Genomic DNA, 20,636 nt, shown 5'->3' on the forward strand with positions numbered 1-20,636 from the left:
CCACATGACCACTACTGCAGTGACCAGCGAGCCCGATGAGGCGCTCGTTGTCGACCCGGAAACGGATGCGACGCCCGCGTCGCCCTCGCCGGTCGCGACACCGTCCGCCGGGAGCCCCGCACGGGCTGCCCGTCTGCGGCAGGTCGGGCAGAAGTCCGGTGCGCCGTTCGTCTGGCTGTGGGGCATCGTCTCGTCGTGGGGTGGCTGGCTGTGGCGAACGGCTTCGCCGTACCTCGCGGTCGTCTCCGGGCTCGGCGCCCTCGTGCTCACGAGCGCCATCGTCGCGCTCGTCGCCGGGCTGATCCTCGGTTGGGCCGAGCTCACCGTGGTGGCGATCGCCCTCTTTGCCGCCCTCGGGGTCGCAGCCCTGTTTCTCATCGGGCGCGCGACCTATGCCGTCGACATCGCCCTCAACCCGCGACGGGTCACGGTGGGGGAGCGGGCGATCGGGCGCGTGCTCGTCACCAACACCGGCAAGAAGCCGTCGACGGCCACCACCCTCGAGGTCCCCGTCGGCGAGGGGCTGGCCGAGTTCGCGATCGGAGCGCTCTCGCCGGGGGCGGAGACCGAAGAACTCTTCGCCGTTCCGACCAACCGCCGTGCCGTCATCCTTGCCGGGCCCGCGGTCTCGGTCCGCGGAGACCAGCTCGGACTGTTCCGCCGTGCCGTGCGATGGACCGACCAGATCGAACTCTTCGTGCACCCCGTCACCACCCGGCTGCACCCGACGGCCGCAGGCCTCGTCCGCGACCTCGAGGGCCAGGTCACCAAGAAGATCACCAACAACGACATCTCCTTCCACGCCCTCCGCGCCTACGTCACCGGTGACGACGTGCGGTACGTGCACTGGAGAACGTCGGCCCGCACCGGACAGCTCATGGTGCGCCAGTTCGAAGAGTCGCGCCGCAGCCAGCTGACCATCATCCACTCGAGCGATGAGCGGTATTACGCCGACGACGCCGAGTTCGAGCTCGCGGTCTCCGTCACGGCATCCATCGGGGCGCAGGTCATCCGCGACGGCACCCAGATCAGCGTCGTCACCGAGGGCCGTATCCTGAAAACCCACTCGGTCACGTCGCTCCTCGACGACAGCTGCCGCGTCGAGAAGATCGTCGGTTCGACCGCGACACCACGCGAGTTCGCGCGGGAGTCGACGAAACGACTGCCGCCGCCGAGTGTCGTCGTCATCGTCGCCGGTTCGGCGATGGATGCTCCGGACTACCGGGCGATCCAGCGGTTGTTCGGGGGAGAGACGAACGTCATCGCACTCAAGATCGAGCACGGCTCACGACCTCGCGTGCAGGACGTGGCCGGATTGTCGATCGTGACGATCGGCGCGCTCGGCGACCTGCCGCGAGTGATGGCGAGGGCGGTATGAGCGACGCCACCGGGCAGAAGCCGCCCCGCGCAACACGACGGCCAACAGGGCCGAAGGCAGCGAAAGCCCAAACGGAAGCGAAGCAGCCCACAGCGCCCAGGCAGCCGAATCCGCCGGCCCCGAAACTCGAACGCGGCACCGTGACTCTGGCCACCTGGCGCGACCTCGCCGTGATCACGGTTCTCTCCGCCATCGGCATCTGGGGCTTCGCGCCCGCCTTCAGCGACAACGGCTATCTCCTCGCCGGCCTCGGCGGTCTGATCGTCGGAACCGGTGCGGCCTACCTCTCGCACCTTCTCCGCCTCAACGCGTTCTTCACCGGGCTCGGCGCGATCGCGCTCTACTTCCTCTTCGGCAGCGCACTGGCGATGCCCGGCTATGCGTTGTTCGCCGTGCTGCCGAGCCTCACCACCCTTCGCGGTCTCGCACTCGGCGCGGTGTTCGGCTGGAACGACATGCTCACCCTCGCCGCACCGGTCGGCGCCCCCGACTACATCACGGTGCTCCCGTACGCCGCGGCGTGGCTCGTCGGACTGGTCTCGACGGTGCTCGTACTCCGCTGGCTCCCGCGCAAGGACCGCTCGGCCGGGCGCCTCGCCCTCCTCCTGCTCGGCCCCCTCACGCTGTATCTGCTGAGCGTGCTCTACGGAACCGGGACGCCGTTCCTCGCCGCAGTGCGGGGGATCGCCTTCGCCATTCTTGCCCTGCTCTGGCTGGGCTGGAGGCGCGGCACAGCGACCAACGCGAGTCTTCAGCAGCGCCGCGGCATCAACCGGACCAAGCTTGTGGGCAGCGCCATCGTCGCGACCGCAGCGATCCTCATCGCTGCGGTCGCGGGATCGATCCTGGTCCCCGCTCCTGAGTCGAGGTTTGTGCTCCGTGACGAGGTCGTTCCCCCGTTCGACCCGCAGGACTACCCGAGCCCGCTCAGCGGATTCCGCAAGTACACGAAGGATCTGGGCGACACCGAGCTGTTCTCGGCGACGGGACTGAGCGCATCCGACCGGATTCGTCTCGCCGTCATGGACAGCTACGACGGGCGGTTGTGGGATGTCTCCGGTGCCGAGCAGCAGACAGACGGCTCCGGTTCGTTCCGGCTCGTCGGCGACGAGTTGCCGGCACCGAACCTGATCGACTCCTCCGCCGGCCGATCGGTCTCGATCACCGTCGAAGGCTATTCGGGCGTCTGGCTGCCGGTCGTCGGCTATCCGGAGACGATCACCCTGCCGACCGAGCCGACGGACACGACGCAGGACCTGCGGTACAACGCCGAGACGGCGACGACCGTCATCACGTCCGGTGTCGACAAAGGCTACGGGTACAGTTTCACCTCCAGCGTGCAGGACGAGTTCAGCGACGAAGACCTGGGCAATGTTCCGGTCGCGGCGGTCGAGCTGCCCCTCGTCGAGCGGGTGCCAGACGTCGTCGCCGCGAAAGCCGCCGAGTACGTCGGCAGTGCAGCGAACCCGATCGATCAGCTGCGCGCCATGGAGCAGGCGATCAAGATCAACGGGTTCCTCAGCCACGGACTCGCCTCGGACAGCGTGCCTTCGCGAGCCGGGCACGGGGCCGACCGGATCGAGGAGCTTTTCACCCGCAACCAGATGATCGGTGACGAGGAGCAGTTCGCGGCGGCGTTCGCCCTCATGGCGCGCTCGCTCGGCTACCCGGCCCGTGTCGTGATGGGCTTCGCGCCCGATGACACCAAGGAGGGTGAACCGGTCACCGTCACCGGCGACGACGTCACCGCCTGGGTCGAGGTGCCGTTCGAGAAAGTGGGCTGGGTCAGTTTCACCCCTACTCCCGACGAGAAGGAGATCCCCCAGGATCAGAACCCCAAGCCCAAGACCGAGCCGCAGCCGCAGGTGCGCCAGCCGCCACGTGCGGAAAAGCCGGATGACGACCTCCTCACCGAGGTCGACATCAACGACAGTGAAGACGACGAGAAAAATGACGACGCCTTCACCGTTCCGCTCTGGGTCTGGGTCCTCGCCGGCGCCATCGGCATCCCGCTTCTCCTCTATCTCGTGCCGCTGCTGATCGTGGCCGCGATCAAGAGACGACGGATGCGACGTCGTCTCGACGCGCCGACGGCCGACGCACGCGCCGCCGGGGCGTGGGACGAACTGCTCGACCGCTATGCGGAGGCGGGGTACCTGCTGCCTGAAACCGGAACGCGCCGGATGGTCGCCGTGAACCTCGGCGGCCAGGTCGAGCCGCTCAGGGCGTCAGGCACTGACACGGATGCCCCGGCGGAGAATGCGGGAGGAATCGCCACGCTCACCCGCCTCGCTCATGGAGCGGACGAGGCCGTTTTCGCCGGACGGGACGCCTCCGACGGCCACATTGACGAGCTGTGGCAGACAACGGAGTCCTCGACCGGCGCCGCGGCCGCGGCGGTAGGCTGGTGGCGTCGGCAGAAGAGCAAGTTCCGGATCCATTCGTCGAGAACGGTCACGGAGCGACTCACCGCTCCCGGCACCACACAGCGGCGTCGCGCGAGTTCGCGACACCAGACGGACAGAGGGAAGAAATGACCGACGACGGCGTCACCGAATGGAACGGACACGCGGTTCCTCCCCGGCCTCCGCTTCCCGTTCCGCCGGCCGACCCGACTTCCTCCGTTGCCGCGCCTGAGCCGGCCCAGGCACCGGATGCAGCCCCGTCGGTTCGTCCGGCTCCGACGGTCAGGAAGATCGGTATGCCGCCGGGCATGGAGCCGTCTCTCGACACCGTTCCCTCGTCGGACCACGCGGCCCCCGTGCCCGTCGCCAAACCGGAATTCGGGCTCGCCCCGACCCCGGTCCCGGTCGGCGGTACCCGTGTTGAGCCGAGCGCTCCTGTCACCGCACCCGCCCCCGTCGCAACGCCTCAGCGGAACCCACGTCTCGTCCTGCCGGACGGGCAGGTCCTCCCGCTCGATCACGGCATGATCGTCGGCCGGGATCCGCAGCACCAGGACGGCTATGGCGTCACGGCACGGGCGACGCTCCACGACGTCGAACGCAGTGTCTCCAAGACCCACGCGGTGCTCGGTTTCTCGGACGGCCGGGTCTGGGTGCTCGACCTCAACTCCACCAACGGCACCGTGCTCATCGACGAGAACGGCGCGGAGACGCTCTGCACTCCCGAAGTCGCAACCCCGCTTCCGGCGAACGCCGACGTGCGATTCGGTGAGTATCGCGTGCGCATCAGCTTCGACTGACCATGTCGAGTCCCAGCCAGGGAACACGCGATCCGGGCCGGCCGGCATCCTTCCCCTACGTTCTGATCGCGTTCGCCGGCGTCCTCTACTTTGCCCTGGTGGTGTGCGCGTTCGGTTTCGTCAGCCTCCTGACGGACACGGATGTGGTGACCCAGGCGGATGCCGGTCCGCTCGTCGGTCCTTTCGCCACCGTCTCCGCCGTGGTGACCGTTCTCCTGTACCTGCTGGGGATCGCGCGACGATTCGAGCGGGAACAGCGCATCGCCCTCGAGTCGCGGTCGGGAGACCCGGCGAGGCTGCCACTCGGGCGAGCGATTCTGATCGGGTTCATCACCTTCATCGTCTACGTTCTCGCTGGAGCTCTCGCCTACTCGGTTGCCACGGCCCAGCTGTTCACCATCGTCATGTTCGCGGCCGGCTCGGCGATGAGCTGGTATGCCGTGTCCGTCGGCGTCCTCGCGGCGGGGATCACCGCCCTGTACATGCTCGTGCTCGCGAGCGGCGGGGAACATCCGGCGCGTCCCTTATGGCCGTGGGAGCGATAGGGCGAGTACTCTCAGAGTCATGGACCGGTCGCTCGATACCCGAGTGAGCCAGGCAGTCGACGCGTGGCTGCGCTGGCTGCCACGCTGGCAACCCTCCACCCACCGGGGCAGGACGAGGCTCTGCCGGCGCTGCTTCGGCTCGCCCATCATGGCCGCCGTCGGGCTCGACCACGATGTTCCACACGCCGTTCAGCACGGACTCTCCACCCGGATCAAAGCAATCGTCGACGACATCGTCGACGACTACACCCAGCGGAACCTCCCTCTCCTGCAGCGCGAACTCCACGAGGCTGACCTGCGGCGTGCCCGCCAATACCGCCCCGAACGAGGACTCGACCCCGAATTCGACGGTCTGCCGGTCGACCCCGAGCCCGTGCCGGGAGAACCGTACCTCTTCACCCTCGCCGGACTCGCCGGTGACGAACCAGCCGACGACGAAGAACTGCCCGTCCCGCTCACCGAAGACGAAAAGGCGGCGCTCCGAACCGAGATCCGGCTCGCTGACGAGTGTGCGATCCACGCGGGCAAACTCGTGTGCATCTCCGTGGAGACGCATCGGGAGCGCATCCAGGCAGCCGTCGCCCTCTACGTCGAGCCGCAAATCGAAGCCCTGCTTGCCGACCTGACCCTCGAACTGGACTCGCCGCCGTCCTGGTAACATGCGGCATCTGTCGTCTGTGGGTAGTTCTGCCCCTATGGTGAGGCTCGTCCGGGTCGCTAGGGTATGGCTACAGCCTGCACATCAACAACGGGGGACCGCATGACGAACGAGAACGACGGCCAGCAGCACAACGGCCAGTGGGGAGAACCCCCGGTCACCCCACCGCCGGTACCCCCGAACCCGTTCTCGCAGGTGCCACCGGCGCAGCAGCCTCCTCAGAACCCGTACTCCCAGCCGCAGGCCGCCCCGGAGCAGGAGAATCCGTACACGCAGCAGCAGCCATACCCCCAGACCCCACCGAACCCCTACACGCAGGGTGCGCCGAACCCATACGCCCAGAACGCATCCGGCGAGCACCCGACGGGCGAACAGCCGCCGGTGGCGCCGAATCCGTACAACCAGGGCCAGCAGTCGCAGGGCGCGTACGGGCAGAACCAGCAGGCGCCCCAGCCGCAGAACCCGTACAGCCAGGCGCAGCCGACAGCCGCATATCCGCCGTCCGCGCAGCCGACAGCCGCATATCCCGCGGGAAGCTCGGCGCAGACAGAGGCATACCCACCCATGGGTGGTCAGCCCCCTCTCGGCCCGACTCCGCCGAAGAAGAAGCGCAGCAAAGCGCCCTGGATCGCCGGCGGGGTCGTCCTTCTGCTCCTCATCGTCGGTGGCATCGTCGGCATCAACCTCGGCAACGCCGCGCATGCCCCGCATCTTCCTGTGGCGGCCTACCTCGACGCTCTGAAGAAAGGTGACGCCGAGGGTGCGTTGAAGCTCGCGAAGGTCACGGTCGAGAAGACCGACCTGTTGCTCACCAACGAGGCGTACAAGAACGCCGAAGACAAGATCACCCGCTACACCATCGGTGAGTCGAGCGTCTCGGATGAGACGGCGACGATCGAAGCCTCGATCACCCAGGGCGGCGAGAAGTACGACACCGAGTTCACCCTCACCAGAACGGGTAAGGATGCCGTGCTGTTCGATGTCTGGGAGCTCGACGCGCCACCCATCGCCACCGTCGCTGTAAGCATCGCCGCTCCCGAGGATTCGGTTCTCGAGGTCGCCGGTCTTGACGCCACCTCAGCGCTGAGTGAGGGCGCAGCCGAGCTTCGCGCGCTTCCCGGCACATACTCAGTCGCACTCGGTGGAGACGCCGAGTTCTTCGAGGCCGAACCCGCCAGCGCCTCCGTCGTCGGGTTCACCGCAGACACCGTCGAGGCCGAACCGCTCACGGTGGCGCTCACCGAAGCCGGGACAACGGCAGCAACGGATGCCGTGAACACCTGGCTCGACGCGTGCATCGCGTCCAAGGAGCTCGCCCCGAAGGACTGCCCCTTCTTCGCGACGAACCCGCGGAACTACAAGCTCTCGAACATCGTGTGGACGGTCACGAAGCCGACGTTCACGGTCGGTGAGTACAGCGCAGGCGGCTGGTCGGTCACGAGCGATTCGGACGGAACCGCCAAGGCGACAGCATCCGCTGAGGGCGCGGGCACCACCACCAGCGGTGAGCTGCCCTTCGACATCGCAGGAGTGGTCGAAGGCTTCTCGGACAACGGGGCGATCTTCGTTCCCGCCGTCTGATGTCATTTGACCGCGATCTACCCAGCGGATAGAATTCATGAGGTGTGTGCTTTGTCACGCTTCGAACGCGAGCCTTCGGGTGCGTCGAGGGGCTTGAGAACGTCACCACACCGGGCCGGATAGCTCATGCGCCGGCCCCCACGGCATACCCATCATTTTCAGCAGCGCTCTTCTGCGCTGCCGGTGGGTCCAGATGAACTCGCCTCGCGCGAATGCTAGCAACACATTGCAGCTGTCACCGTGCAGCAAAAACAAGGAGAAGTAGTGCCAACTATTCAGCAGTTGGTCCGTAAGGGACGCACGCCGAAGGTCGTCAAGACCAAGGCCCCCGCCCTGAAGGCCAACCCCCAGCAGCGTGGCGTATGCACCCGTGTGTACACCACCACCCCGAAGAAGCCGAACTCGGCGATGCGCAAGGTCGCTCGTGTGAAGCTCTCCAACGGCACCGAGGTCACCGCCTACATTCCCGGTGAAGGCCACAACCTGCAGGAGCACTCGATGGTCCTCGTCCGTGGTGGACGAGTGAAGGACCTCCCGGGTGTCCGCTACAAGATCATCCGCGGCGCGCTCGACACGCAGGCCGTGAAGAACCGCAAGCAGGCCCGCAGCCGCTACGGCGCCAAGATGGAGAAGAAGTAATGCCTCGTAAGGGACCAGCACCAAAGCGCCCCGTCGTCGCAGACCCCGTCTACGGCGCACCGATCGTCAGCCAGCTCGTCAACAAGATCCTCGTTGACGGCAAGAAGGGCCTCGCCGAGCGCATTGTCTACAACGCACTCGAAGGCGTCGCAGCCAAGAACGGCCAGGACGCCGTCGTCACCCTGAAGAAAGCCCTCGACAACGTGCGCCCGACCCTCGAGGTCCGTTCGCGCCGCGTCGGTGGCTCCACCTACCAGGTGCCCGTCGAAGTCAAGCCTCACCGCGCCAACACCCTCGCGCTTCGCTGGCTCACCAGCTACGCCAAGGGTCGCCGCGAGAAGACGATGACCGAGCGTCTCACCAACGAGATCCTCGATGCATCAAACGGTCTCGGTGCCGCGGTCAAGCGCCGCGAGGACACCCACAAGATGGCCGAGTCGAACAAGGCCTTCGCTCACTACCGCTGGTAGCCGCGAACGGATGCTCCGGAGCGCAGTTCAGCTTCGGAGCATCCGCTCCGCCTGTTCGACCAATCCACACTCAACTTCCTGGAGGAACCCGTGGCACTTGACGTGCTCACCGACCTGAACAAGGTCCGCAACATCGGCATCATGGCGCACATCGATGCCGGTAAGACCACCACGACTGAGCGCATCCTGTTCTACACGGGCGTCAACCACAAGATCGGTGAAACCCACGACGGCGGTGCCACCACCGACTGGATGGAGCAGGAGCAGGAGCGTGGCATCACGATCACCTCTGCAGCAGTCACCTGTTTCTGGAACAAAAACCAGATCAACATCATCGACACCCCCGGTCACGTCGACTTCACCGTCGAGGTGGAGCGTTCGCTCCGCGTCCTCGACGGCGCTGTCGCAGTGTTCGACGGCAAGGAGGGCGTTGAGCCCCAGTCCGAGACCGTCTGGCGCCAGGCCGACAAGTACGACGTTCCGCGCATCTGCTTCGTCAACAAGATGGACAAGCTCGGCGCAGACTTCTACTTCACCGTCGACACCATCATCAAGCGCCTCGGCGCCAAGCCACTCGTGATCCAGCTCCCCATCGGTGCTGAGAGCGAGTTCGAGGGCGTCGTCGACCTCGTCGAGATGCGCGCGCTCACGTGGCGCGGCGACTCGAAGGGTGACGTCCAGATGGGCGCCAAGTACGACATCGAAGAGATCCCGGCCGACCTCGTCGAGAAGGCTGCAGAGTACCGCAAGCTTCTTCTCGAGACCGTCGCCGAGACCGATGACGCACTGATGGAGAAGTACTTCAGCGGTGAAGACCTGACCGTCGCCGAGATCAAGGCCGCGATCCGCAAGCTCACCGTCAACAGCGAGATCTACCCGGTCCTCTGTGGCTCGGCGTTCAAGAACCGCGGCGTCCAGCCGATGCTCGACGCAGTCATCGACTACCTCCCCAACCCGCTCGACGTGCCGGCCACCGAGGCCCACGACCCGCGCGACGAGGAGAAGGTCATCCTGCGCCACCCGGACGCGGATGAGCCGTTTGCTGCTCTCGCGTTCAAGGTTGCCGTTCACCCGTTCTTCGGGCGACTGACGTACATTCGCGTGTACTCGGGCCGTCTCGACTCAGGTGCGCAGATCATCAACTCCACCAAGGGCAAGAAAGAGCGCATCGGGAAGATCTTCCAGATGCAGGCCAACAAGGAGAACCCGGTCGACTTCGTCACCGCCGGACACATCTACGCGGTCATCGGCCTCAAGGACACCACAACCGGTGACACCCTCTGCGACCCGAACGAGCCGGTCGTCCTCGAATCGATGACGTTCCCCGAGCCCGTCATCTCGGTCGCAATCGAGCCGAAGACGAAGCAGGACCAGGAGAAGCTGGGAACAGCGATCCAGAAGCTTGCCGAAGAGGACCCGACGTTCCGCGTCGAGCAGAACCAGGAGACCGGCCAGACCGTCATCCACGGTATGGGCGAGCTGCACCTCGACATCCTCGTCGACCGCATGAAGCGCGAATTCAAGGTTGAGGCGAACGTGGGCAAGCCCCAGGTCGCCTACCGCGAGACCATCCGTCGGGCCGTCGTCAAGCACGACTACACCCACAAGAAGCAGACGGGTGGATCGGGACAGTTCGCGAAGATCCAGTTCGGCCTCGAGCCGCTGGAGATCTCGTCGGAGAAGACCTACGAGTTCGACAACAAGGTCACGGGTGGCCGCATCCCTCGTGAGTACATCCCCTCCATCGATGCCGGATTCCAGGACGCACTCCAGGTCGGAATCCTCGCCGGTTACCCGCTTGTCGGTGTGAAGGCGATCCTGCTCGATGGTGCAGCCCACGATGTTGACTCGTCTGAAATGGCGTTCAAGATCGCTGGATCGATGGGCTTCAAGGAAGCCGCACGCAAGGCCGACCCGGTTCTTCTCGAGCCGCTCATGGCCGTCGAAGTGCGTACTCCCGAGGAGTACATGGGCGACGTCATCGGCGACATCAACTCTCGCCGCGGACAGATCCAGTCGATGGAGGATGCTTCCGGCGTCAAGGTGATTGCCGCGAAGGTCCCGCTGTCGGAGATGTTCGGTTACATCGGTGACCTGAGGAGCAAGACCTCGGGCCGCGCCGTGTACTCGATGACATTCGAAAGCTATGCGGAGGTTCCGAAGGCAGTAGCCGAGGAAATCATCCAGAAGAGCAAGGGCGAGTAATCGCCCTGTGGCGGGGGAGGGCCGGGAGCCTCTCCTGTGCAATCCCTCGCCGCAACCTAGTAACATAAACACACAAATCCCCGTAGCAGTCCGGTTGCAAACCAGTGCCCGGTTTCGCTACATCAGTCCTGAGGAGGACCATAGTGGCTAAGGCCAAGTTCGAGCGGACCAAGCCGCACGTAAACATCGGTACCATCGGTCACGTCGACCACGGCAAGACCACGCTTACCGCCGCCATCTCGAAGGTGCTTGCTGACAAGTACCCCTCGGCGACGAACGTCCAGCGTGACTTCGCAACGATCGACTCGGCACCGGAAGAGCGCCAGCGCGGCATCACGATCAACATCTCCCACGTCGAGTACGAGACGCCCAACCGTCACTACGCTCACGTCGATGCACCCGGCCACGCCGACTACATCAAGAACATGATCACCGGTGCCGCCCAGATGGACGGCGCAATCCTCGTGGTTGCAGCTACCGACGGCCCGATGGCCCAGACTCGCGAGCACGTTCTGCTCGCGAAGCAGGTTGGCGTTCCGTACCTCATGGTCGCGCTCAACAAGTCCGACATGGTCGAAGACGAAGAGATCCTTGAGCTCGTTGAGCTCGAGGTTCGCGAACTTCTGTCCAGCCAGGGCTTCGACGGCGACGACGCTCCTGTCGTTCGTGTCTCCGGCCTCAAGGCGCTCGAGGGCGACGAGAAGTGGGTCAACTCGGTTCTGGAGCTCATCCAGGCCGCTGACGACAGCATCCCGGACCCGGTTCGCGACAAGGACAAGCCGTTCCTTATGCCGATCGAGGACGTCTTCACGATCACCGGTCGTGGAACCGTCGTCACCGGTCGCGCCGAGCGTGGAACCCTTCCGATCAACTCCGAGGTCGAGATCGTCGGCATCCGCCCGACGCAGAAGACCATCGTCACGGGTATCGAGATGTTCCACAAGCAGCTCGACGAGGCATGGGCCGGCGAGAACTGTGGTCTCCTGCTCCGCGGCACCAAGCGTGAAGACGTTGAGCGCGGCCAGGTCGTCGTCAAGCCGGGTTCCGTTACCCCTCACACCAACTTCGAGGGCACGGCCTACATCCTGTCCAAGGACGAGGGTGGGCGTCACAACCCGTTCTACGCGAACTACCGCCCGCAGTTCTACTTCCGCACCACGGACGTCACCGGCGTCATCACGCTGCCCGAGGGCACCGAGATGGTCATGCCTGGCGACACCACCGAAATGACCGTTGAGCTGATTCAGCCCATCGCCATGGAAGAGGGCCTCGGCTACGCGATTCGTGAGGGTGGCCGCACCGTCGGTGCAGGCACCGTCACCAAGGTTCTCAAGTAATTCTGAACCTGTAGCTCCGTCAGAGGGCCCGGCCGAAAGGCCGGGCCCTTTTTCGCGCCCGCGTCGCCTCCCCGAACTGGGGGAGCGAGACCACCGACAAAATGATGTGAAGGATCCTCAGTTCTGGCAGGGTGGAATCAGCCGTGACACACCCCCTCGGTCACGACCACCGGCGGCCCCACCCCCTCAGGGGCCGCCGGCTGGGGGAAAGTCCAGACGGCGCGCTGTGGACGCCCAGGCAGAGCCAAGCAGTGAAGAAAAACGGGTCCGGCCTCTTCGGCCGGGCCCGTTTTTTCTTAGAGGCGGGCTGGCCGCTGGCAGGGGCCAGGGTCGCGACACGCCCGGGTTGCACTATGCCGTTCTATCTGTCAGACTCATCTAGTTCAACATTTCTCGTGCGCGCCACCGTGCCACGCGGGAATCACTGCCAGGCAGTGCATAGGTCACGTTCGATATCGAGCAAGTAAACCTAGGCCGCGGGTAGCAGAACATCGACTTGGTCGACAATCCCCAACACTGGCGAAAGCCGCACACGCAGGGTATCCCTGTGTGTGCGGGACGGTCTGTGGGGGAGCGCGACAAAGACTTGACAGTAAAACAGTGGTGCGACAGCAAGTAGTGCCCAGCGTTGTTCTCAACGCTAAGAAGCGCGTCCAATGCGAAGGAATTCGTAAGACGCAAGACAGAGAGCGAGTCACAAATGGCGGGACAAAAGATCCGCATTCGACTTAAGTCATATGACCACGAGGTCATTGACACCTCGGCGCGGAAGATCGTCGACACGGTAACCCGCGCGGGTGCCACGGTTGTCGGCCCGGTGCCGCTTCCGACGGAGAAGAACGTGGTGTGTGTCATCCGTTCTCCCCACAAGTACAAGGACAGCCGGGAGCACTTCGAAATGCGCACCCACAAGCGTCTGATCGACATCATTGACCCGACGCCCAAGGCCGTCGACTCGCTCATGCGACTCGACCTGCCGGCAGACGTCAACATCGAGATCAAGCTCTAAGGGAACGCATGTCTACGCAGAACAAGACCAGCAAGGGTCTGCTCGGCAAGAAGCTTGGCATGACTCAGGTCTGGGACGAGAACAACAACCTCGTGCCCGTGACCGTAATCGAAATCACCCCGAACGTCGTGACCCAGGTCCGTACGCCCGAGGTCGACGGCTACAACGCGGTTCAGATCGCCTACGGCCAGATCGACCCGCGCAAGGTGAACAAGCCTGACGCCGGACACTTCGACAAGGCGGGCGTCACGCCTCGCCGTCACCTCACCGAGGTTCGCACCGCTGACGCCGGCGACTACACGGCCGGCCAGGAGCTCACCGTTGATGGAACGTTCGAAGCCGGCCAGAAGGTCGACGTCGTCGGAACCAGCAAGGGTAAGGGCTTCGCCGGTGTGATGAAGCGCCACAACTTCAAGGGTGTTTCCGCATCTCACGGTGCCCACCGCAACCACCGCAAGCCCGGTTCAATCGGTGCTTCGTCGACCCCGAGCCGTGTCTTCAAGGGCATGCGCATGGCCGGTCGCATGGGTGGAGAGCGCGTCACCGTGCTGAACCTGCACGTCCACTCGGTTGACGCCGAAAAGGGCCTGCTGCTCGTCAAGGGTGCCGTTCCCGGCGCTCGTGGCCGCATCGTTTTCGTCCGTAACGCAGTGAAGGGAGCGTAGTTAGATGGCCAACGCAACTAGCACCGCAACGCTCGACGTTCTCGACACGAAGGGCAAGAAGTCCGGCACTGTCGAACTGCCCGCCGAGTTGTTCGACGTTCAGACCAACGTTCCGCTGATCCACCAGGTCGTTGTCGCGCAGCTCGCTGCGGCACGCCAGGGAACCCACAAGACCAAGCGTCGTGGCGAAGTTTCCGGTGCAGGCCGCAAGCCGTTCAAGCAGAAGGGAACCGGCCGCGCCCGTCAGGGCTCGATCCGCGCACCTCAGATGACCGGTGGTGGCATCGTCCACGGACCGCAGCCGCGTGACTACTCGCAGCGCACCCCCAAGAAGATGATTGCTGCCGCCCTGCGCGGAGCTCTTTCCGACCGGGCCCGCGGCGAGCGGATCCACGTCGTCGAAACCCTCGTGATCGCTGAAGAGCGCGTCACCAAGGCCGCCGTCGACTACCTGGCGACGATCGCAACCTCTCCGCACGTCCTCGTCGTTCTCGAGCGCGCCGACGTCGAGAGCTACAAGGCGGTTCGCAACATCCCAACCGTTCACGTCATCAACCATGACCAGCTGAACGCCTACGACGTGCTCGTGGCAGACGACATCGTCTTCACCAAGGCAGCTTTCGACGCTTTCGTCGCCGGCCCCGCCAAGGGCAAGTCGGTTACGGCTGTCGCTTCGTCCGCTGACGTCACTGAGGAGGCCTAGCCATGACCAACATCAACAAGGACCCGCGCGACGTCATCATTTCGCCGGTCGTTTCAGAGAAGAGCTACGGCTTGATCGACGAGGGAAAGTACACCTTCGTCGTTGACCCCCGTGCGAACAAGACCGAGATCAAGCTCGCTATCGAGAAGATCTTCAAGGTCGAGGTTGCATCGGTCAACACACTGAACCGCACCGGCAAGACCCGTCGTACCAAGTTCGGCATCGGCAAGCGCAAGGACACCAAGCGCGCCATTGTGACGCTCAAATCCGGTTCCATCGACATCTTCACGGCTGTCGGCTAGGAGCGTAAGGAAAAACTATGGCTATTCGTAAGTACAAGCCCACGACCCCTGGTCGCCGTGGATCGAGCGTCGCTGATTTCGCTGAAATCACGCGTTCGACCCCCGAGAAGTCGCTTCTGCGTCCCCTCTCGAAGACCGGTGGCCGTAACAACCAGGGCCGCATCACGACCCGTCACATCGGTGGTGGCCACAAGCGCCAGTACCGTGTCATCGACTTCCGTCGCAATGACAAGGACGGCGTCAACGCCCGCGTCGCTCACATCGAGTACGACCCCAACCGCACGGCACGCATCGCGCTCCTGCACTTCGTTGACGGCACCAAGCGTTACATCCTCGCTCCCAACAAGCTCTCGCAGGGCGACGTTGTCGAGTCGGGTGCAGGCGCGGACATCAAGCCGGGCAACAACCTGCCGCTGAAGAACATCCCGACGGGTACCGTCATCCACGCAATCGAATTGCGTCCGGGTGGAGGCGCCAAGATGGCTCGCTCAGCTGGCGCATCGGTTCGTCTCGTCGCCAAGGACGGCATCTACGCGCAGCTCCGCCTGCCGTCTGGTGAAATCCGCAACGTCGATGCACGCTGCCGCGCCACGATCGGCGAGGTCGGCAACGCCGAGCAGTCGAACATCAACTGGGGAAAGGCCGGCCGCAAGCGCTGGAAGGGCGTTCGCCCGACCGTCCGCGGTGTCGCCATGAACCCGGTCGACCACCCACACGGTGGTGGTGAGGGCAAGACCTCCGGTGGACGCCACCCGGTCAGCCCGTGGGGCCAGAAAGAAGGCCGCACTCGCCACCCGAACAAGGAAAGCGACAAGCTCATCGTTCGTCGCCGTACCGCCACCAAGAAGCGTAAGTAGGAGTTGTAGAAGATGCCACGCAGTCTTAAGAAGGGCCCCTTCGTTGATGACCACCTGCTCCGCAAGGTGGTTCGCGCGAACGAGGCCAAGAGCAAGAACGTCATCAAGACCTGGTCGCGCCGTTCGATGATCGTCCCGGCAATGCTCGGACACACCATCGCGGTGCACGACGGTCGCAAGCACATCCCGGTGTTCGTCACCGAGACCATGGTCGGGCACAAGCTCGGCGAGTTTGCACCCACCCGCACCTTCCGTGGACACGTGAAGGACGACAAGAAGGGTCGTCGCCGCTAACGCGGTGGCGAAAAGGAGGAGAGAAATGGTGGAGTCAGTCGCACGTCTGCGTCACATCCGCGTCACCCCCATGAAGGCCCGCCGCGTCGTCAACATGATCCGCGGCAAGCAGGCCGCTGAGGCCCTGGCCATTCTGAAGTTCGCGCCGCAGGGCGCGTCAGAGCCCGTCTACAAGCTGGTTGCCTCTGCTATCGCGAACGCTCGCGTCAAGGCAGACAAGGACAACCAGTTCCTGGACGAGCAGGACCTGTACATCGCCAAGGCATACGTCGACGAGGGTGCAACCCTCAAGCGTTTCCAGCCGCGTGCCCAGGGCCGCGCATTCCAGATTCTGAAGCGCACCAGCCACATCACTGTTGTGCTCGCCACTCCTGAGGAGGGTACGAAGTAATGGGTCAGAAAGTAAACCCGTACGGCTTCCGCCTCGGCATCACCACCGACCACGTGTCGCGTTGGTTTGCCGACAGCACCAAGCCGGGCCAGCGTTACAGCGACTACGTTGCTGAAGACGTCAAGATCCGTCGACTGCTTGGCAAGTCGCTTGACCGCGCCGGTGTGTCACGCATCGAGATCGAGCGCACCCGTGACCGCGTTCGCGTCGACATCCACACCGCCCGTCCGGGCATTGTGATCGGTCGCCGCGGCGCCGAGGCGGAGCGTATTCGCACCGACCTCGAGAAGCTCACAGGCAAGCAGATCCAGCTGAACATCCTCGAGGTCAAGAACCCCGAGGCTGACGCCCAGCTGGTCGCGCAGGGCATCGCCGAGCAGCTCGCAGCACGTGTGGCCTTCCGCCGCGCGATGCGTAAGGGTCTGCAGGGCGCTCAGCGCACCTCAACAGTCAAGGGTGTCCGCATCCAGGTCTCCGGCCGCCTCGGCGGCGCCGAGATGAGCCGTTCGGAGTTCTACCGCGAAGGTCGTGTGCCACTGCACACCCTGCGCGCGAACATCGACTACGGCTTCTACGAGGCAAAGACCACCTTCGGCCGCATCGGCGTGAAGGTCTGGATCTACAAGGGTGACATCACCAACAAGGAGCTCGCCCGCGAGCAGGCAAACGCCAAGTCGAGCCGCCCCGAGCGTAGCGACCGTCCGCGTCGTGCACCGCGCGCCGAGGCTCCCGTCGCAGAAGGGGCAAGCGCGTAACCATGCTTATTCCACGTCGAGTCAAGCACCGCAAGCAGCACCGTCCCCACCGCACTGGCCAGGCCACCGGTGGAACCGTTGTCAGCTTCGGCGAGTTCGGTATCCAGGCCCTCACACCCGCTTACGTGACCAACCGTCAGATCGAGTCCGCTCGTATTGCCATGACGCGTCACATCAAGCGTGGTGGAAAGGTGTGGATCAACATCTACCCCGACCGTCCGCTCACCAAGAAGCCCGCTGAAACTCGCATGGGTTCCGGTAAGGGTTCGCCCGAGTGGTGGGTCGCGAACGTCAAGCCCGGCCGTGTGCTGTTCGAGGTTGCCGGCGTCTCTGAGACGCTTGCCCGCGAAGCACTGACCCGTGCAATCCACAAGCTGCCTCTCAAGGCACGCATCATCAAGCGCGAGGAGGGCGACGCATAATGGCGATCGGTTCCAAGGAGCTCACTCCCGTTGAGCTCGACACATTTGAAGACGAACGTCTTGTCGACGAGCTGCGCAAGGCCAAGGAAGAGCTGTTCAACCTGCGCTTCCAGGCTGCTACCGGCCAGCTCGAGACCCACGGCCGCCTGCGTGCCGTGAAGCGCGACATCTCTCGTATCTACACGATCATCCGTGAGCGCGAGCTCGGCATCCGGGCAACCCCGGTCGCCGCAGAGGTGCCCGTCAAGGCTGCGAAGAAATCCAAGAAGAAGGATGCTGCGGCTGACGCAGCACCCGAAACCGAGACTGAGGAGGCCAAGTAATGGCTAAGTCTGACGCTAAAGGCGCAGCACCCGAGGTCGCCGCAGTAGAGGCCGAGGCCGTTGTTCGTGGCTACCGCAAGACCGCACGTGGCTATGTCCTCAGCGACCGCATGGACAAGACCATCGTCGTCGAGGTCGAAGACCGCGTAAAGCACCCGCTTTACGGCAAGGTCATCCGCCGCACCTCCAAGAGGAAGGTGCACGACGAGCTCAACGCCGCCGGCATCGGTGACCTCGTTCTGATCAGCGAGACCCGTCCGCTCAGCGCCACCAAGCGCTGGCGCCTGGTCGAGATCCTCGAGAAGGCCAAGTAAGCCTCGCGGCTTGCTTGTCATAAGGAGTAAGTAATGCTTCAGCAGGAATCCAGGGTCAAGGTCGCCGACAACAGCGGCGCCAAGGAACTTCTCACCATCCGTGTTCTCGGTGGATCTGGCCGTCGTTACGCCGGCCTCGGCGACACGATCGTCGCCACCGTCAAGGACGCGATCCCCGGTGGGAACGTCAAGAAGGGTGACGTCGTCAAGGCCGTCATCGTTCGTACCAAGAAGGAAGTCCGTCGTCCGGATGGCTCCTACATCAAGTTCGATGAGAACGCAGCAGTGATTTTGAAGAACGACGGCGACCCCCGCGGTACCCGTATCTTCGGACCGGTCGGTCGCGAGCTCCGCGACAAGAAGTTCATGAAGATCGTCTCGCTGGCACCGGAGGTTATTTAGTCATGGCGAAGATCAAAAAGGGCGACCTCGTCCAGGTCATCTCTGGCCCGACCCAGGCTCGCGGCGGTTCACGCGGCAAGCAGGGCAAGGTCATCGAGGTTCTGGTCGAGAAGAACCGCGTCATCGTCGAGGGCGTCAACTACGTCACGAAGCACGTGCGCCAGGGTCAGACCCAGCGCGGGACGAAGACGGGCGGCGTGGAGACCCACGAAGCTCCGATTCACATCTCGAACGTCGCACTCGTTGACCCCGAGACCAAGAAGCCGACTCGCGTCGGTCACCGCAACGAGCAAGTAACGAAGAACGGCGTCACCAAGACGGTCCGCGTTCGTTACGCCAAGAAGTCAGGTAAGGACCTCTAATGACTGACACGGCAGTGGTGGCTGGCAAAATCCAGCCCCGCCTCAAAGAGAAGTACAAGGCAGAGATCCAGGAGCAGCTGCTCAAGGAACTCGGTCTGACCAACGTGCACCAGATTCCGACGCTCACCAAGATCGTTGTGAACATGGGTGTCGGCGAGGCAGCACGCGACGGCAAGATCATCGATGGCGCCGTCGCCGACCTGACCAAGATCACCGGTCAGAAGCCACAGATCACGAAGGCACGCAAGTCGATCGCGCAGTTCAAGCTGCGTGAAGGACAGCCCATTGGAACCCACGTCACGCTTCGTGGAGACCGCATGTGGGAGTTCCTCGACCGGCTGCTGAGCCTCGCGCTCCCTCGTATCCGCGACTTCCGCGGCCTGAGCCCGAAGCAGTTCGACGGCTCCGGCAACTACACCTTCGGTCTCACCGAGCAGTCGATGTTCCACGAAATCGACCAGGACAAGATCGACCGTGTTCGCGGTATGGACATCACGGTCGTCACGACCGCGAAGTCCGACGACCAGGGTCGTGCGCTGCTCAAGGCGCTCGGTTTCCCGTTCCAGTCGGCCGACAAGTAGCAAAGATTCCGATCCCCCGGCGGTGGCGCCATGCGCCAGCGCCGGGGCACCGGTTAAAGACTCAGCAAAGTAACGGTATATTGGGTCGGTTGCTTGCAGCCGGTCTCGTGCCGCAACACAACTGAAGAACTCGATCGCCAGCGGCGCCGGTCGACCGATTTCCCCGCGAAATCGATCGGCCGGCGCATCGCGGCGTCGAGATCAGGGGGGCGGAGCATCCGCTTCACCCCTAACCACCACAGGTCGTCATTCGTGTAACGGGTGAACGAAACCTGGTGAAATGAAGGACATCACATATGACAATGACAGATCCGGTCGCAGACATGCTGACCAGACTGCGCAACGCGAACTCGGCACACCACGAAACCGTGTCGATGCCGCACTCGAAGCTCAAGTCGCACATCGCCGACATCCTCACTTCTGAGGGCTACATCTCCGGCTGGGAAGTTGCAGACGCCCGCGTCGGCCAGACCCTGACGCTGAACCTCAAGTTCGGACCGAACCGTGAGCGCTCCATCGTGGGCATCAAGCGTGTTTCGAAGCCCGGCCTCCGTGTCTACGCAAAGTCGACGGAGATCCCTCAGGTTCTCGGTGGCCTCGGCGTCGCCATCCTGTCCACCTCCTCCGGTCTGCTCACTGACCGCCAGGCTGAGAAGAAGGGCGTGGGTGGGGAAGTCCTCGCCTACGTGTGGTAGCCACAAATGTCGCGAATTGGAAGACTCCCCATTGAGATCCCTGCAGGGGTCACCGTTGCGGTTGACAGCTCCGTCGTCACCGTCAAGGGCCCGAAGGGTGAGCTGACGCTCTCCGTCGCCAAGCCCATCGAGGTCGCTGTGGAGGATGGCCAGGTTCTGGTTACCCGCCCCGACGACGAGCGCGAATCACGCTCCCTGCACGGGCTCACCCGTACTCTCATCAGCAACCAGATCATCGGCGTCACACAGGGCTACACCAAGGGCCTTGAAGTTGTCGGCACCGGTTACCGAGTGGCACAGAAGGGCAGCTCCGTTGAGTTCGCCCTCGGTTTCTCCCACCCGGTCCTGATCGAGCCGCCCGCTGGCATCACGCTCACCGTAGAAGGCAACAACAAGCTCACGGTGTCCGGGATCGACAAGCAGGCCGTCGGCGAAGCTGCTGCCAACATCCGTAAGATTCGCAAGCCTGAGCCCTACAAGGGCAAGGGTGTGCGTTACGCCGGCGAGATCGTTCGCCGCAAGGCCGGAAAGGCTGGTAAGTAA

Annotated in this window: 26 protein-coding genes; all 26 read left to right on the forward strand. The window is 64.0% G+C overall.

Going from position 1 to position 20,636, the window contains the following annotated elements:
* The first annotated feature begins 4 nt into the window (after positions 1-4).
* The 26 genes from D9V29_RS05895 (at position 5) to rplF (ending at position 20,636) form a co-directional block, all read left to right on the forward strand.
* Positions 5-1,378, forward strand: coding sequence for a DUF58 domain-containing protein (locus D9V29_RS05895; RefSeq protein ID WP_147436228.1), 1,374 nt, complete (start codon positions 5-7; stop codon positions 1,376-1,378).
* Positions 1,375-3,915, forward strand: coding sequence for a transglutaminase TgpA family protein (locus D9V29_RS05900; RefSeq protein WP_121672414.1), 2,541 nt, complete (start codon positions 1,375-1,377; stop codon positions 3,913-3,915). Before D9V29_RS05895 ends, D9V29_RS05900 begins: the two co-directional genes overlap by 4 nt.
* Positions 3,912-4,583, forward strand: a complete 672-nt coding sequence (locus D9V29_RS05910; protein WP_183084931.1) for an FHA domain-containing protein — start codon at positions 3,912-3,914, stop codon at positions 4,581-4,583. The genes D9V29_RS05900 and D9V29_RS05910 overlap by 4 nt, the downstream gene beginning before the upstream one ends.
* Before the next feature lie 2 nt (positions 4,584-4,585).
* The gene (locus D9V29_RS05915; RefSeq protein ID WP_121672417.1) at positions 4,586-5,128 is read left to right on the forward strand and encodes a DUF6121 family protein; all 543 of its coding nucleotides are present in this window, start codon (positions 4,586-4,588) and stop codon (positions 5,126-5,128) included.
* Positions 5,129-5,147: 19 nt separating this feature from the next.
* Complete coding sequence (locus D9V29_RS05920; protein WP_121672418.1) at positions 5,148-5,786, forward strand: spermidine/putrescine ABC transporter substrate-binding protein; 639 nt, start codon at positions 5,148-5,150, stop codon at positions 5,784-5,786.
* A 102-nt stretch (positions 5,787-5,888) separates the two neighbouring features.
* Positions 5,889-7,367 (forward strand): hypothetical protein, encoded by a 1,479-nt coding sequence (locus tag D9V29_RS05925; RefSeq protein ID WP_121672419.1) that lies wholly within the window; start codon positions 5,889-5,891, stop codon positions 7,365-7,367.
* Positions 7,368-7,631: 264 nt separating this feature from the next.
* Positions 7,632-8,006, forward strand: a complete 375-nt coding sequence (gene rpsL / locus D9V29_RS05930) for a 30S ribosomal protein S12 (RefSeq protein ID WP_090712265.1) — start codon at positions 7,632-7,634, stop codon at positions 8,004-8,006.
* Positions 8,006-8,476 (forward strand): 30S ribosomal protein S7, encoded by a 471-nt coding sequence (rpsG, locus tag D9V29_RS05935; RefSeq protein WP_121672420.1) that lies wholly within the window; start codon positions 8,006-8,008, stop codon positions 8,474-8,476. Before rpsL ends, rpsG begins: the two co-directional genes overlap by 1 nt.
* 90 nt (positions 8,477-8,566) lie before the next feature.
* Entirely contained in the window at positions 8,567-10,681 is a 2,115-nt protein-coding gene (gene fusA, locus D9V29_RS05940) for an elongation factor G (RefSeq protein ID WP_121672421.1), read from the forward strand.
* 143 nt (positions 10,682-10,824) lie between these two features.
* Positions 10,825-12,018 (forward strand): elongation factor Tu, encoded by a 1,194-nt coding sequence (gene tuf / locus D9V29_RS05945; protein WP_121672422.1) that lies wholly within the window; start codon positions 10,825-10,827, stop codon positions 12,016-12,018.
* Between the two features lie 700 nt (positions 12,019-12,718).
* Positions 12,719-13,027, forward strand: a complete 309-nt coding sequence (rpsJ, locus tag D9V29_RS05950) for a 30S ribosomal protein S10 (protein WP_005050520.1) — start codon at positions 12,719-12,721, stop codon at positions 13,025-13,027.
* Between the two features lie 8 nt (positions 13,028-13,035).
* On the forward strand, positions 13,036-13,692 hold the full coding sequence (gene rplC / locus D9V29_RS05955) for a 50S ribosomal protein L3 (protein WP_121672423.1): 657 nt from the start codon (positions 13,036-13,038) through the stop codon (positions 13,690-13,692).
* A 4-nt stretch (positions 13,693-13,696) separates the two neighbouring features.
* Positions 13,697-14,395 carry a 50S ribosomal protein L4 gene (gene rplD / locus D9V29_RS05960; RefSeq protein ID WP_121672424.1) on the forward strand — a complete coding sequence of 233 codons (699 nt, stop codon included), beginning with the start codon at positions 13,697-13,699 and terminating at the stop codon, positions 14,393-14,395.
* Positions 14,396-14,397: 2 nt separating this feature from the next.
* The gene (gene rplW / locus D9V29_RS05965; RefSeq protein ID WP_121672425.1) at positions 14,398-14,697 is read left to right on the forward strand and encodes a 50S ribosomal protein L23; all 300 of its coding nucleotides are present in this window, start codon (positions 14,398-14,400) and stop codon (positions 14,695-14,697) included.
* A gap of 17 nt (positions 14,698-14,714) precedes the next feature.
* Positions 14,715-15,554, forward strand: coding sequence for a 50S ribosomal protein L2 (gene rplB, locus D9V29_RS05970; protein ID WP_090712280.1), 840 nt, complete (start codon positions 14,715-14,717; stop codon positions 15,552-15,554).
* Between the two features lie 12 nt (positions 15,555-15,566).
* Positions 15,567-15,848 carry a 30S ribosomal protein S19 gene (rpsS, locus tag D9V29_RS05975; RefSeq protein ID WP_090712282.1) on the forward strand — a complete coding sequence of 94 codons (282 nt, stop codon included), beginning with the start codon at positions 15,567-15,569 and terminating at the stop codon, positions 15,846-15,848.
* Positions 15,849-15,873: 25 nt separating this feature from the next.
* Complete coding sequence (rplV, locus tag D9V29_RS05980; protein ID WP_121672426.1) at positions 15,874-16,239, forward strand: 50S ribosomal protein L22; 366 nt, start codon at positions 15,874-15,876, stop codon at positions 16,237-16,239.
* Positions 16,239-16,994: a 30S ribosomal protein S3 gene (rpsC, locus tag D9V29_RS05985; protein ID WP_121672427.1), complete on the forward strand. Its 756-nt coding sequence runs from the start codon at positions 16,239-16,241 to the stop codon at positions 16,992-16,994. Before rplV ends, rpsC begins: the two co-directional genes overlap by 1 nt.
* 2 nt (positions 16,995-16,996) lie before the next feature.
* Positions 16,997-17,416 carry a 50S ribosomal protein L16 gene (gene rplP / locus D9V29_RS05990; RefSeq protein ID WP_121672428.1) on the forward strand — a complete coding sequence of 140 codons (420 nt, stop codon included), beginning with the start codon at positions 16,997-16,999 and terminating at the stop codon, positions 17,414-17,416.
* On the forward strand, positions 17,416-17,739 hold the full coding sequence (gene rpmC, locus D9V29_RS05995; protein ID WP_121672429.1) for a 50S ribosomal protein L29: 324 nt from the start codon (positions 17,416-17,418) through the stop codon (positions 17,737-17,739). The genes rplP and rpmC overlap by 1 nt, the downstream gene beginning before the upstream one ends.
* A complete protein-coding gene (gene rpsQ, locus D9V29_RS06000) occupies positions 17,739-18,053 on the forward strand; it encodes a 30S ribosomal protein S17 (protein ID WP_121672430.1) in 315 nt (104 codons plus the stop codon). Before rpmC ends, rpsQ begins: the two co-directional genes overlap by 1 nt.
* 33 nt (positions 18,054-18,086) lie before the next feature.
* Entirely contained in the window at positions 18,087-18,455 is a 369-nt protein-coding gene (rplN, locus tag D9V29_RS06005) for a 50S ribosomal protein L14 (RefSeq protein ID WP_121672431.1), read from the forward strand.
* 2 nt (positions 18,456-18,457) lie between these two features.
* On the forward strand, positions 18,458-18,817 hold the full coding sequence (rplX, locus tag D9V29_RS06010; protein WP_121672432.1) for a 50S ribosomal protein L24: 360 nt from the start codon (positions 18,458-18,460) through the stop codon (positions 18,815-18,817).
* Positions 18,817-19,398 (forward strand): 50S ribosomal protein L5, encoded by a 582-nt coding sequence (rplE, locus tag D9V29_RS06015; RefSeq protein WP_121672433.1) that lies wholly within the window; start codon positions 18,817-18,819, stop codon positions 19,396-19,398. The genes rplX and rplE overlap by 1 nt, the downstream gene beginning before the upstream one ends.
* A gap of 296 nt (positions 19,399-19,694) precedes the next feature.
* Complete coding sequence (gene rpsH, locus D9V29_RS06020; RefSeq protein ID WP_121672434.1) at positions 19,695-20,093, forward strand: 30S ribosomal protein S8; 399 nt, start codon at positions 19,695-19,697, stop codon at positions 20,091-20,093.
* A gap of 6 nt (positions 20,094-20,099) precedes the next feature.
* A complete protein-coding gene (gene rplF, locus D9V29_RS06025) occupies positions 20,100-20,636 on the forward strand; it encodes a 50S ribosomal protein L6 (protein WP_121672435.1) in 537 nt (178 codons plus the stop codon).

The organism is Mycetocola manganoxydans (assembly GCF_003667545.1).
GTDB classification, from domain to species: domain Bacteria; phylum Actinomycetota; class Actinomycetes; order Actinomycetales; family Microbacteriaceae; genus Mycetocola_A; species Mycetocola_A manganoxydans.